Here is a 14,066-nt window from a genome sequence, read left to right as displayed (position 1 = left end):
GTATAGTTGTGGATAGGTCATGCTCCTAAGGCAGACCGCCCCGACGTTTTCCATTTCCGCACCCAGCGTGGTAGCCAGTGTGCTATCACGATTTTAGATGATCGACGCATCTATACCGGTAGGTAGCCCCGAACAGCTCATTCTCCTCTTTGGGACGTCGGATCAGCATCTCCGCCGGATTCGCGAGGCGACCGAGGCGAAGATCTCCACGCGGGGTGGCAAAATCCACCTCAGCGGTCCGGAGCAGGCTGTGCTGCAAGCAACCGCTATTTTCGAGCAGATGCGGGTAGCCATCAGCAACGAAGGGGCCCTGATGCCCCATCAGGTGGACGAGATCATCGCCAACGTGGTTGGAAAGGCGTACAAGGCTAAGCCCACTTCGGTCGACGTAAAGAAGCCTGGCCGTAAGATCCGCGCCCGCACGCCTGGCCAGGAAGGCTACATCGAGGCGATTCGCAATCACGATTTGGTGTTCTGCATCGGCCCCGCAGGTACGGGCAAAACCTACCTGGCGGTGGCCACCGCGATCGAGGCACTCAAGGCGCAGCAGATTCGTAAGATCGTGCTCGTGCGGCCAGCCGTCGAGGCAGGGGAAAGCCTCGGCTACCTGCCTGGCGACTTGCTCTCGAAAATCAACCCTTATCTTCGCCCGCTGCTCGACGCACTGGGCGAGATGATGGACTACGATCAAGTAAAGCGGTATATGGCCGACGACGTGATCGAAGTAGTTCCGCTGGCCTACATGCGAGGTCGCACGCTGAACAACGCGTTCATCATCATGGACGAGGCACAAAACACCACCGTGTCGCAGATGAAGATGTTCCTTACTCGTATGGGAGCCAACAGCAAAGTGGTGGTCTCCGGCGATACGTCGCAGGTCGACCTTCCCTCCCACACGCGTAGTGGGCTGACCGATGCGATGCACCGACTCAAACGAATCGATGGCTGCGCCCAGGTGACCCTCGGCAAAGACGACATCGTGCGTCATCGTCTGGTCCAAGCCATTGTTCGCGCCTATGAAGAGGGAACAGGATAACCCTCAGGCCCGTAAGGCCATGCAACGAGCAACAGTGATCGACGACCAGTTGTGACGATCGCTCGCCAGCATGGCCTTGTTTCGTTTCCAGTTTCGTAAGTCTCCATTAACCCCGCACCCAATCAGTTGTCTTCCGGATCCCCTAAGAAAACGCGAAGCGAGCGAGTCGCCGCGGTGGAATTACCACCGGGTCCGTGGGCGGCGTTTGCGATGCATGTGCGTCGTGGGCCGGTGGTGTTGCGGATGATTGTCTGTTTCGTGGCCGCAGTCATTCTGTGGGCGGCTACGCAGGGCTGGAACCCGCCGCTCGACATCCAGATCGGCGACGTGCCATTGCGTAACGTGGTGGCCCGCACCAATTTTTCGGTGATCGACAGGGACGAAACTGCCAAGCGTCGTCAACTGGCAATGGACACTGCTACCGCGGTGTACGATCAGCATCCGCAAGCCATCGTGGAACTCAAAGCTCGCGTTTTGAACGAGCTTACCCAGTTAGCCGCTGCAAAGACCTTGGACGAAGCGGACCCCACGATATGGAACAGCTACCAGCCTGAGCTGGCGGAGAATACCCCTGCTCCCACCAAGGAAGAGCAGCAGGCGCAGTTCGATGCGTTTAAAAAAGTGCTTCTCGACGAAGCGAGCGAGAAAAAGATAAAGGCAACGCTCGATTCGATCTTCACTCCGCTCGAACAGTCGGGCATTTTGGAAGCCTTGCCAAAAGAGAATCTGGCGACCAGCACGAGCATCTTGATCCAACCACCCGATGGCAAGAAGTTCCCATTCCAGAAGCAAATCAACGAGGTGCAGCTCTCGACAGTGCGCGATCAGGTACGCCGCAAGCTCGAGCAAGAGATGCCTTCGCTCGAAATGGCCGCCCATCTGTTCGCGCGGTTGTTTGACGAGCTGCCCGGCACGCTCACGCTCAACGAAGAGCTAACCCGTATCGAACGCGAAAAAGCGGCCGAGAAGGTCGACGAAAATCCGGTGAAAACCGAAATCGCCGAAGGCGATCTGATTGCCAAGGCTGGCCAACCGGTGCTACCTCCGCAGTATTGGTTGCTCGAGGCCGATCATGCGCGGTACTTGGAAGAACTTGGTTGGCAAGCCAAGGTGACTCGTACCGGAGCGATGTTTGGTTTGTATATCGCGTTGTACACGCTGTGCGGCTTCTATATGTACAAGATGGAGCCTCACATTCTGAACGAAACCAGCCGGTTTCTCGGGGTGCTTACGGCCGTGGTACTTGCCGTATTGATGATGGTGGTAACGTTCCGCTACAACTGCCAAGCTGAAGTGATTCCGCTGCTGCTGTTTGGCATGACGATTGCGATTGCTTATTCCCAACCGCTTGCATTGTTGCTATCAGCCGCGGTGGCTTTGATCGGTGTGATCAGCACCGGTACAACGCTGCACGAAGCGGTGGTGCTCACGGCTACCACCACGGGGGCGATTATTGTGCTCGACACCGTGCGAACCCGCAGCAAGCTGCTAGGGGTGGGGTTTGTTGCTGCTGGGGTGGCTTTGCTAACCAACGTTGGGGTCGGCACCTTACGAGGCGATGAGTTCATGCATTCGCTGCACGAATCGCTCTGGCTGGCATTGTGGGCGGTGATCGCTGGTTCGCTGATGACCTGTATCCTGCCGCAAGTGGAAAAGCTCTTTAGCGTGCAAACCGACTTGAGTTTGCTCGAACTCGGCGACCCCGCCCATCCATTGCTGCAAGAGTTGGTGCGTCGCGCTCCTGGTACCTACAACCACTCGATCAATGTTGCTTCGCTAGCCGAAGCGGCGGCCGAGTCGATTGGTGCACGCGGGTTGCTGGTTCGCGTGGGGGCGTACTTCCACGACATCGGCAAGATGCTAAAACCTGGCTATTTTGTCGAAAACCAGATGACCGGCGATAACCGACACGACTCGCTGGTACCAGCAATGAGCACCCTGGTGATCATTGCTCACGTGAAAGACGGTGCCGACCTTGCCCGTCAGAACAAGCTGCCTGAGCCGATCATCGACTTCATCCAGCAGCATCACGGTACGACGCTCGTAGAGTACTTCTACCGTCAAGCAACGGACCGCCGAGAGAACAACCCCGACGAAGCCGAGGTCGACGAGAGTTCGTTCCGGTATCCTGGGCCGAAGCCACAGACCAAGGAAGCTGCGGTGTTGATGCTCTCCGACGCCGTGGAAAGTGCTAGTCGCGTGCTAGTGGAACCCACCCCGTCACGCATCGAAAACCTAGTGGATGAGCTCACCCGCAAGCGCCTGCTCGATGGGCAGTTCGACGAATGTGGACTAACTTTGGAAGAAGTGCGTAAAATAGGCGACAGCTTGGTAAAATCGCTGACGGCCGTATATCATGGCCGTGTGAAATATCCCGAACAGGAAAAACCAGAGAAGAAGGCCAAGATCGGGTAGCTCCCCATTCTGGCCAGTTGTTGGAAGAGTATTAGCCCGATCGCGAGGCGGTTCGCGACTTACCCCTTTGAATCGGAATACGATGATCGATATCGCGATCACGAATCGCCAGGAACGTTTGCCGATCGATGCCGACCAGTTGGTTGAAGCTTGTCGCCAGATCATTGTCGGCGACGGCCGCGAAGCAGCCAGCATCAGTCTTACCGTAGTCGACGACGAAGAGATGCACGCGCTCAATCGCGAGCATCTGGAACACGACTATCCGACCGATGTGCTCAGCTTTCCACTTTCCGGTCCCGGCGAACCGCTGGCGGGCGAAGTGATTGTGAGCACCGGAACCGCGGTCTCGAATGCCGAAGAGTATGGCAATCTGCCAGCCGAAGAACTACTGCTGTACGTCGTACACGGCGTACTGCATCTTGTCGGCTTAGGCGATAAGTCGGAAGTCGATGCCAAGAAGATGCGCCAAGCCGAGGCCTATTGGCTCGCTGAGCTTGGGGTGCCCCGCGAACGAATCGATCGATTGGTCTATGTCGATCACGATTCTACGGATGATCCATTGGTCCCTAACGGAGAACCTGCGCGGTGACCCTCGATCCGCTGTTGTGGGTAGCCATCGTAAGTGGCGCCCTGGTTTGCTTCTTTTCGATTGGTACCCGCGTGCTGCGAGGTTTTTCGCGGCATGATCTGCGCGAACTGTGCGAAGCTCGCAACGACGTCGATCTGTTCAGCGAAGTGCTCCGCTCGCACGATCGAGTAGCACTGGGCCTCGACATGCTCGTGGTGCTGGCGACCACGACGTTTATCGTAAGCTGCGCGGCGTTTGCCTGGACTGAACCACATATCTCGTTGCCGCGCACATGGCCTTCGGTCGTTGGCGAAGCCTTGGTGCTGGGGCTAATTCTAACCGGTATTCGCGTGGCGGTGCCTTGGACCACGTCGCGACTATTCTCAGCTCACCTACTCTACTATTGCTGGCCGCTTTTTAACTTCCTGGCCCTTGTCGCAAGTCCTGTTGTTGGCTTCGCCCGCTTGCTAGATACCATTTTGCATCGGGTGTTCGGTCGCACTGCACCGCAGTTGGACGAAGAGTCGCTGGAAGAAGAGATTCGTACGATCGTCAGTGAGGGACACCGCGAGGGACTGCTCGAAGGCGAAGCCCGCGAAATGATCGAAGGTGTGATCGAGTTGGCCGATGCCGATGTGGCCGAGATCATGACTCCCCGCACCGACATGCACATGGTGCAGCTCGACTTGCCTTGGGACGCGCTACTGGCCGACGTTATTTCGTCGGGCCATACCCGCATTCCGGTGTACGACACCAATCGCGACGATATCATCGGCGTGCTCTACAGCAAGGATTTGTTGCCCGAGCTCACCCGCCCCGGCGACGAACAGCCTCGCCCGGTTCAAGACATCGTTCGCAAACCATTGTTCGTGCCCGAAACCAAAGCGGTCGACGACCTGCTCAAGATGTTTCAGCAAGAGCGAACTCATATTGCCATCGTGCTCGACGAGTATGGCGGCGTTGCTGGCCTGGTGACCATCGAAGACGTGCTGGAGGAAATCGTTGGCGAGATCGTCGACGAATACGACGAGGATGTTGAAGAAGTCATCGAACAGAAGGCCGAGGATATCTTCGAAGCAGCCGGCCGCGCCCATGTGGACGAGATCAACAGTGCGATGAGCATCGAATTGCCAGAAGATGGCGATTTCGACACCATCGGTGGCTTCGTATTCACGGAGTTCGGCCGCGTTCCGTCGGTCGGAGAATCGCTGCTGTGGGACGAGGTGCTCAAGATCACCGTGCTCGAAGCCACCCGGCGTCGCATCGACCGGGTGCGACTCGAGCGACTTCCTTCTAGCAGCCGGGAAAGCGCCTAGCGGGTTTTTCTTTATCCTGCCCCCCAAATAGGTTGTGCCTTTCAGCGCGGGGCGGGTGCCTAATCTTGCAGTGATGGTTAAACGGTGAAGGGTTTCTTGGCGATGTTTGAGTCGTCAAAAATCCTAAAAAACCCGGTGCTATTGCTGGCGCAAGAAATTTCTCTGCCATTCTGGTCGAATCCGCCTAAAGACCAGCACGGCTAACTACGACGTTTCGTTGCAAGCTTGTTGACAGCAGAGAAATCGTTGATTAGTTTAGATTTTACACAGAGGTACACGGCGGATTCTTTTCATGGTCCTCAAGGCAACTGATTTGGCAGTTGGCGGGCCAAAACTTATCCCTAAGGTTAGCTAACATAGGTTGGCAGATGCTCATGGCGGGTGCCTGGTGCACGGTCGTGGGCGCCTACAACTTTTCATTTATGCACGTTCAGTAGCAGATGAACGTTTTCTGCAGGTGGAGTTCTTTCGATGGCATTCGACACTAAGGCGAGTGGAATTATGAAAGCGGTAAGAGGATCCATAGAGGCGCGAAAGTTCGCCTCGGGCGTGAGAGTACTCCGCCCTGTTGCAAAAGCTGCTGGGCTTGGGGCCGTGGCTTTGTCTCTTTGTTTGGCGATGCCTGCTGCCCAAGCGGTAACGGTCGCTTACTACGACTTCGAGGAAGGTTCCGATGGTCTGGAAATTAACACCGTCGCAAACAGTCCAGCCGACAGTCTGACTGTTACCGACAGTGGCGATGGTACGAATGGCTTGATTTCGTACGGTTCGGCCCAGTCTCCTAACTACTCGGCCACGACGGTGCCCAATCGCACCACGACCGGCTCGACGTTGTCGATGCAATACGACGGCGGCGACGACCTTTACTTAGGGCCCGACACGGTTGGCAGTGCCTCTTGGGCAACCAACGCTTTTACCGATTTCACGATTGAAACATTCGTAAACTTCTCGAATCTTGATGGCTATCAAACCATGGTTGGTCGCGATGATGCCGATTTGGTTTCGGGAGGAGGTGCTCTGTTTTACTTGTCGCTTCACGACAACGACTACTTCCGCGTGGCATTGGCCGATGCCGCTGGGACTGACTTGGCCGTCGAAGGTACTTCGTTTACGCCCACGACGGACACATGGTACCACGTGGCTGCGGTAGGTAATGCTACGGCGGGTACTCTGGAACTATTTGTAGATGGCAACTCAGTGGGGACAACTACTGGATACACCGGCCTGTACGATCCTACGCCCGACACCATCTGGACTGTTGGCCGAGGGCAATGGGATGGTAATCCAGTCGACATGCTAAATGGTTACTTGGACGATGTCCGCGTTAGCGACGTCGCGTTGAATCCCAGCCAGTTCTTGTTTGAGATTCCCATGAATCAATGGGGAGTCGACGCCGACGGTTTGTATAGCGTTGGCACCAACTGGCAAAGCGGATCGGCTCCTGGTATCGGCGAAGACGTCGACTTTGGATTGGTGATTTCCGCGAATCGCACCGTGACACTCGACTCGAGCGTTTCGATCAATACGCTTACCTTCAACAACACCGGTGATGGCGACTACTTCATCGTCGACAACGGTGGCGGCGAAACCCTCACGCTCATCGGCGATGCTACCGTGAATACCACGGGACGTCACTGGTTGCGTGCCGAAGTGGCTGGCACCTCGGGCATGACTACCGCTGGTAACGGCGAACTAGTGCTCGATGCAACCAACTCGTTCTCGGGCGGCCTGAACATTCGCCAAACGAATGTCGCGGTAGTCAACGATGGAGCGATTGCTGCTGGCAATGCCATTGATCTATCGAACAATGGCGACTTGCGATTCTACGGATCGAGCAATACTTTCTTCACCGGCCAAGGTTCGGCCGGTTTTGGTACTGATACCATCAGCGACTCGGTTTCGGTCGCCAGCGGCAGTATTCTTGGCGTCTTTGACGGCGTCGATCTGACCCTTGATGGTGCTGTGACTGCTAACGGTGTTCTGAGTGCCGACAATGCGACGCTTCGCTTTAGCAACGCCAGCACTACCACCTTCAATCTGGCCGACAACAACACGAGTGGTTCGATCGTCGGTGCTGGTACGGTGGAACTGAATGGGGCCGTTTCGGTGGATAGTTCGGCTGTCACCGATCTGGTCGGTGCCTGGTCGCTGGTTAACACGGCAACGCTGAACGAGACGTTCGGTGCCAACTTCGCCGTGTCGAGCACTGCTGATGGGGCTTTCACCGAAGCGTCTGGAATCTGGACTAACGGTGTCTGGGCATTCAACGAAGCATCGGGGCTTCTCTCGAAGGGCGATGTCTGGGCCGTCGACGCCGATGGCGTTTCGAGTGTTGGTAGCAATTGGAATAGCGGTGTAGCTCCCACCTCGGGTGCGAGCACCAACGTGCTATTCAGTGATATCATTTCCGCGAACCGTACCGTAACTGTCGATAACGGAGGAGCCGCCTTCCAGGTAAACTCCATCGTGTTCGACAATCCTGCCGGTAATGGCGACTATCATTTGGTAGCCAACTCCAATGAGACATTCCAACTTACTGGAGACGCCGAGGTTAATATAACCGGTCGTCATTGGTTGCAGTTGGGGGTAGCTGGTACCAGCGGTCTGAACGTGACCGGCCCTGGCGAATTAGTTCTGGATGCGGCTAACAGCTTCACTGGCGGAATTGTTGTCGACGATGCGAACCTCGCGGTGACTCACGCTGATGCGATTGCCGCTGGCAACGACATCACCGTGCAGAATACGGGGTTGCTTCGAATCTGGGGGCCGAATAATGGATTCTTCTCCGATAATGGGGCAACTGGTTATGACACCGGTTCCATCGATGGCAATATCTCGATTTCCTCCGGCAGCGACTTCCGCATCTCCGATGGAGCAACCGTTGCGATCAGTGGTGCCATTGCCACGGATGGTACGTTCGACATCAATGGTGCCGACGTTACTGCTAGTGGTGTGATTTCGGGTTCAGCAGCTCCTCGCCTGTACGTGGGAGCCAACGACCAAGCCGCTTCGCTTACGATGTCGGCCGCGAACACCTACAACGGGGTTACTCTGGCAAACAATACTTCGGTTATTACCCTGACTGGTGCTGGGACGCTTGGTGCTTCCGACGGAACCGCTGCTACTGGTACTACTCTGGCTGAAGAGAGCCAACTGGCTCTCGATGGCATCGCTGTTGGTAACGAGTACATTCTGCTTTCTGAGAACTTCGATGGCGAACAAGCCAAGATCGCCAGTTCCGGCAATAGCTCGATTGCGGGCAACATTCACGCTGGTACCGACGACGAAGGCAGCCATTACGAGTTCTCCTCAGCTGCTGGTGGTAATTTAACTCTGAGTGGAACAGTCTCGGCCTTTGATGGTGCCGCTCCCAACGATCGTTTTCTGGTGTTTAGTGGTGACGGCAACTTCATCGTATCGAAGATCACCGACGGTGCCGTGGATGCCGATGGCAACTTCTCTGCCACCAGCGTTGGCTCGAATGTGACCGTCATCAAGCGTGGTGCTGGTACCATGACTGTGGCTACGGCAACCGATAGCGAAGATGATTACTGGGGTGTCGCCACCATCGTGGAAGGTGGAACGCTCAAAGTCGAATCCAATGGCTCCGGCGTAGGCGAACTGCAGAGTCAGTTGGTGCAAGTCAAGTCGGGTGCAACTCTTGATGTAACCGCCTGGCAAAACGACAGTGCCAACTACAACCTCGGTATCGGACAGGAACTAGCCGGTTCCGGTACGGTTGATGTTGGCACAGGTGCCTTGGGTATCTATGACGACAACATTGTGACGATCGGCGATGGCATCGGTACACTCACTGTCGATGGCCGTGCATCGATCACCAACGTCGGCGGTGGCGGTGCTTTGAACTACCAACTTGGTAGCACGACAACCGCTGGTGGTACTGCTAACGATCTGCTGCAGATCAATGGCACGCTGACCACCTCGGGTAACATGGCGTTCAACTTGAACGTCGCCTTCGACCAGAATCGTGCCGCTGCTGGTAGCAGCACCTACACACTGGCCAGCTTCAATTCGAGTGCTACGCCCAACGTATCGGGTCTGGCTCTCAATGTGACCGATCGCAAAGGCAACGCCGTAACTACCCGTCGGGACTTCTCGGTAAGCTCAACCAGCACCGCGATCAACCTGAACGTTACTGGCAACTCAGTTTCGTCCACCTGGAACGCTGCCTCGGGCATTCGTAACTGGGACAAAGGCTTGACTGGAACCAACAACTGGACCAGCAGCGATAACAAGTTCTACGACTTCGATAACGTGACCTTCGGTACGACTGGTCAAGGTAGCGTCAACGTATCTGGAACCGTTTCGCCTGGTACGATGACCGTGAGTGGTGGTACCTATGAGTTTGGTGGCGACAACATCAGTGCTGGTACGCTGACGGTTTCTGGGGCTAGCACCGTAGCCAGCTTCAGCAATACCGTGGGTGGTGTCGTAAACGTGCAGAGCGGTGGCACCCTGGGGGGGACTGCTACCTTCCAGGATAGTATCACTGTGAACAACACGGGGCGTCTACGCATCGGTGCGGCCACTATGCCCAAAGAGGTAACGGTGAGTGGTCGATTGCTCGAAAACTTCGACAGCTACGACAACTCCTCATCCACCGCTACTGCAACTGTTACCGGTGGTGTTTGGGCCAGCGTGTTCGATGGCACAGCCAACTCTAACGTGGTCGATTCGACCAAGGGGCAGTCACTCGAAACCAAGGGTGGTGCGGCCTGGCGAGGAGCTGTAGCAGACCTCAACTCCAATTGGAGTGCTGGCACTGCGGTAGGTGAGACATCCACCTATTTCTTCCAGTTTAACCCAACAACTACTGGTGGTTCTTTTGATGTTATGATGGGCCTAGCTCCCGAAGTCTCCAGTGTTGACCAGAACAATGCTTGGCAGGATTTCAATGTCATGCCGTTCTTTGCCGGTGCAGCAGATGGCACCGCTGATCTTAAAGCCACTGGTCCCGATGGTGATGAGAATCTCATCACGGATGCCACTCTGGGAACTTGGTACAACGTTTGGTATGTCGTCCATAATGACGCCACCAATCCTTATTACGAGGTTTGGACATCCACTGGAAATGCTGCGGGTAATGTAGCCATTAACGATGCTGTTTGGCGAAACACCACCCCGCTACCCGTGGGGCAAGCGTTGAATGCCATTGGTTTCATGGCAGCCGGCGGCGAAGGAAGCAATATGTTGGTTGACAACATTTGGTATGCAGAAGGTATTCGTACCGACAACCCACTCGTGGCCGACTGGAGTCAATCTGGTACAAGCTACGAAGGTGAAGTGCTGACAATCGAAGGCGATCTTAGCCTTGCCTCTGGTGCTATCATCGAGTTTGACATTGCCACGTCAGGTTCAAATGATTCGATTGATATTCTTGGGGAACTTGCGATTGCCAGTGGTGCGGTATTGGATGTCAATCTCGACTCTGGTCTTTCGATTGATGACTTGGGCGTTGGAAGTAGTTGGTCATTGTTCAGCTACGACACGCTCAGCGGTTCGTTCGATGACTTCACGCTGATGCTTCCCGAAGGATTGGATAGTTCCCTCACTTGGGATCTCACGGATGGTGTGCTGTCGGTGATTGCCGCTGGCTTGCTCGGCGATTTCAACGGCGATGGCATCGTGAACCTCGGCGACTACACCGTGTGGCGCGACAATCTTGGTGCCGATGATTCGGTGCTTGCCACTGGCAGCACTGAAGATGGTTCGGGCATTGTCGATGCCGCTGACTACGCGACTTGGAAGGCAAACTTCGGTGCGACTTCCGCTGCGTTCAGCGGTGTGAATGGTCAGGCCAATGTGCCAGAACCAAGCACCATGGCTCTGCTGGCTTTGGCCGGCTGTGGCCTGCTGGTCGTTCGCAAGCGAACGACTGCTTAGTGTAGTAAAACAAACTCTGCCGAACACGGGTTCGGCAGAGCGTTGCGCTGCGTCGCCGTGGGAAAGGGCAGCATCCCACGGTTTGACGCAGTCGCGACAATTCAACCATCCTTTGTTCTTCTCTGTGCTATTGTCATTCTCCTGGGAGGTACCGTTCTAATGAAATGTGTTCGCTGGGCATTCGCCCTACTGACAGCTGGCTGCATGATCAGCCAAACCGCCTCGGCGGCTTTTTTACTGCTCGATGATTTTGACAGCTATGACAACTCGGCTGATACAAGAACTTCGCTCGCTACCGGTGGAGTTTGGATGTCTGAGTTCGATGACGGAGTCGGTGGAATTACCTCTAATTCAAACGTCTTAGCCACAGACAAAGGCCAATCCCTTGTAACCAAGGGCGGCGCTGCGTGGCGTGGTGCCGATCGTGATCTCACTGGCACCGATGCGGCTATTGCCGTTGGTGAAACCAAGACCTACTTCTGGCAGGTGCAAGCCACTAGCACTGGTGGTGGATTCGACTTTATGATGGGCCTCTCTCCAAGCGTCGACAATATCGATATCACCAACGCTTGGCAGGATTTCAATGTGATGCCCTTTGTTAACAATGCTGCAGACACACCATTTATTAATGCCGATGGTCCCGATGCGGAGTGGTGGGCTCCGATGAATCCGGATGAATGGTATAATGTCTGGGTCGTTGTGAACAATGATGCCACTAGCCCTTCGTACGATCTATATTACTCAGCAGGTAGCGATGCTCCGACCCTTGTCAGCAACGATGCCTATTGGCGAAACACCGATTTGCTGCCGGCCGGCCAAGCCTTGAACGCTATGGGCTTCATGGCCGCTGGTGGTGAGGGAAGCACCCTGATGATCGACAATATCTACTACGCAGCGGGTAGCGATCTCAGCAATCCCGTTGGTGTTCCCGAACCATCGACCTTGGCCCTCTGTAGTCTGTTCGGCATGTTCGGCACCGCCACTTACCTTCGTTCTCGCTGGGGCTAGAGTTAAGAAAAAGCTGCTTTAGTCTTATGATACTTGAAAGCGGGAGTGACCCATTGTGAGTTGCTCCCGCTTTTTTGCTGCGCAGGCTTCGATGGCAATCGAGAACTAGATCGCCCCGTCGGGCAGATGCTCTGCAAAGTCGAACGTCGAATTGCAGTGCTTGCAGCAATAAGTCGAAAGCGTTCCTAGCTGTGGATCGAATGACTGGCTCTGCAATTCCAAAGCAAACCACCGGCCGCAGTCGAGGCACGCCCTCAGTAGGCCAGGCTGAAGCGGTCCCGCCAGGATAGGGCTTGCCAATTCATTGCCATCGTGCTTAGGTGCAGCTGGCTTTGACTGTGAAGACTGCATGATGAGTAGAGTGGAAAGTGATCAATCGACTCAAATCAATCGTATCAATCTTGCCAAAGACTTGCTACAAGAAAGTCTACCAATATGAAGCAATTCATTACTCGTAGGAATTGAATTCGCGAATGGCAAGCGGAACCATCATCTCGCAATGATGCTGCTCACACTCGAGAAACCCTGTCCCCACATCACTTCAACAGGGACCGCTGCGTAGACGCCTCGCGTGAATACCTGTTCGATTACCTCGTCGGCCATTTGAATCGGTGTTTTGGGGATCAGCACGATATCCGAATCGTTCAGCCAGATTTCATCCGCTGGCACTGGGCGGCGGGCGTATAGTGCTCCTCGCAGGTCGACCATGGTCGCCATGAGTCGCCAATCCTCTCCGCGGCGAAACACCACCACTTGGCGTAGGTTTGCCCCCACTTGCCATCCTCCCGCTTGGGCGATCGCTTGTATCACCGTCGTGGGGCCATCGAGTTCAAACTGACCGGGAGTTTGCACTTCGCCGAGCACGTAGACAAACCGTTGGGCACGCTGAAGCAAGTCGGGAGTCACGCGAACGCCTGGGATGGTCGCCTCGTAGCGAGCATCGAGTTCCATGCGAGTTTCGTCGAGCGTCAGCCCCTGCACGTACACGCTGCCGATGCCAGGCAAGTTGATCCGCCCCGCAGGGGTCACGGTGACCTGCAGTTGACGTCCGCCAATGTTTCCACCACGAGCGTCGACCGTATCGAGAAGGTCTTCCAAGCGAGTGTCGATATTCACCGCGGTAACGGTAATCGCTGGCAAACGATAAAACTCCTTGTAGAGTTCTTCGAGTTCATCGCGGAGTGTCGGAATCGAATGCCCCGCCGCGCGAATCTGCCCTAGCAATGGGAGCGTAATCGTGCCGTCCGGTTGCACGATTACCTGACGATTCAGGTCGCTGTTGGCCCCCGAAGCTCCTTCTCCTGTGGCCGAAGCACCTGATGCACTGCCTGCAGTGAGAGACTCCACCGAAATGGTATCGCCCACCTGCAATTCGTAAGGCTGCGAAAGTACTTCTCGCGTCCGCAGGTAGTACACGGCGATCTGATCGCCGACTCGCAATCGGTATTCGGTAACGTGGGGCAATCTCGCGTGGCCAACGTACTCGCCCTGAGCGTACGATTGCCAGTTGCAGTATCCACGCGAGTCCCAGCCAACCTCTCCACAACCTCGACCCGCGGCACTATCGACCGACCAGATGTTGTGCGGAGCAGCCGGACCCAATGCCTGACAGAGGGTGATCGGCGCGTTACTGGCAGTGCTTGGTTCCGTGACTGCAGAGTTGGAGACTTGTACTATTTCATCCTGACGCAGCATCTGGTTGCGATCCGATGGCTCTCGCGGATCACCAGACTCTGCTTGCATGTAGGCAAACGTCGGCACCAAGAGCAAGGCGACCAACACATACCAAGTTTTGAAGGACGTTAATTTCATGAATGCA

Annotated in this window: 7 protein-coding genes; 6 read left to right on the top strand and 1 reads right to left on the bottom strand. The window is 55.5% G+C overall.

Going from position 1 to position 14,066, the window contains the following annotated elements; translation table 11 throughout:
• The first annotated feature begins 97 nt into the window (after nucleotides 1–97).
• From Pan181_RS20120 to Pan181_RS20095, 6 genes are all read left to right on the top strand, one after another.
• Nucleotides 98–1,036: a PhoH family protein gene (locus Pan181_RS20120; RefSeq protein WP_145249481.1), complete on the top strand. Its 939-nt coding sequence runs from the start codon at nucleotides 98–100 to the stop codon at nucleotides 1,034–1,036.
• Nucleotides 1,037–1,162: 126 nt separating this feature from the next.
• Nucleotides 1,163–3,451: an HD family phosphohydrolase gene (locus Pan181_RS20115; protein ID WP_145249479.1), complete on the top strand. Its 2,289-nt coding sequence runs from the start codon at nucleotides 1,163–1,165 to the stop codon at nucleotides 3,449–3,451.
• Nucleotides 3,452–3,533: 82 nt separating this feature from the next.
• Complete coding sequence (ybeY, locus tag Pan181_RS20110) at nucleotides 3,534–4,040, top strand: rRNA maturation RNase YbeY (RefSeq protein WP_145249477.1); 507 nt, start codon at nucleotides 3,534–3,536, stop codon at nucleotides 4,038–4,040.
• Nucleotides 4,037–5,335: a transporter associated domain-containing protein gene (locus Pan181_RS20105; protein WP_145249475.1), complete on the top strand. Its 1,299-nt coding sequence runs from the start codon at nucleotides 4,037–4,039 to the stop codon at nucleotides 5,333–5,335. The genes ybeY and Pan181_RS20105 overlap by 4 nt, the downstream gene beginning before the upstream one ends.
• A gap of 618 nt (nucleotides 5,336–5,953) precedes the next feature.
• The gene (locus Pan181_RS20100; protein ID WP_197528548.1) at nucleotides 5,954–11,239 is read left to right on the top strand and encodes a beta strand repeat-containing protein; all 5,286 of its coding nucleotides are present in this window, start codon (nucleotides 5,954–5,956) and stop codon (nucleotides 11,237–11,239) included.
• Between the two features lie 204 nt (nucleotides 11,240–11,443).
• On the top strand, nucleotides 11,444–12,247 hold the full coding sequence (locus Pan181_RS20095; RefSeq protein WP_145249471.1) for a cupredoxin domain-containing protein: 804 nt from the start codon (nucleotides 11,444–11,446) through the stop codon (nucleotides 12,245–12,247).
• A gap of 489 nt (nucleotides 12,248–12,736) precedes the next feature.
• Here the strand turns inward: Pan181_RS20095 and Pan181_RS20090 are convergent, their stop codons facing one another.
• The gene (locus Pan181_RS20090) at nucleotides 12,737–14,059 is read right to left on the bottom strand and encodes a polysaccharide biosynthesis/export family protein (RefSeq protein WP_145249469.1); all 1,323 of its coding nucleotides are present in this window, start codon (nucleotides 14,057–14,059) and stop codon (nucleotides 12,737–12,739) included.
• Nucleotides 14,060–14,066 lie beyond the last annotated feature (7 nt).

The sequence above is a fragment of the Aeoliella mucimassa genome (assembly GCF_007748035.1).
GTDB classification, from domain to species: Bacteria; Planctomycetota; Planctomycetia; order Pirellulales; family Lacipirellulaceae; genus Aeoliella; species Aeoliella mucimassa.
The sequence above is the reverse complement of the archived record's forward strand: the minus strand, read 5'-3'. Positions and strand labels throughout refer to the sequence as shown.

Coding starts and splice junctions, on each gene's coding strand:
- Pan181_RS20120 (WP_145249481.1), top strand. CDS start 98: ATGATCGACGCATCTATACCGGTAGGTAGCCCCGAACAGCTCATTCTC.
- ybeY (WP_145249477.1), top strand. CDS start 3,534: ATGATCGATATCGCGATCACGAATCGCCAGGAACGTTTGCCGATCGAT.
- Pan181_RS20100 (WP_197528548.1), top strand. CDS start 5,954: ATGCCTGCTGCCCAAGCGGTAACGGTCGCTTACTACGACTTCGAGGAA.
- Pan181_RS20095 (WP_145249471.1), top strand. CDS start 11,444: ATGATCAGCCAAACCGCCTCGGCGGCTTTTTTACTGCTCGATGATTTT.
- Pan181_RS20090 (WP_145249469.1), bottom strand. CDS start 14,059: ATGAAATTAACGTCCTTCAAAACTTGGTATGTGTTGGTCGCCTTGCTC.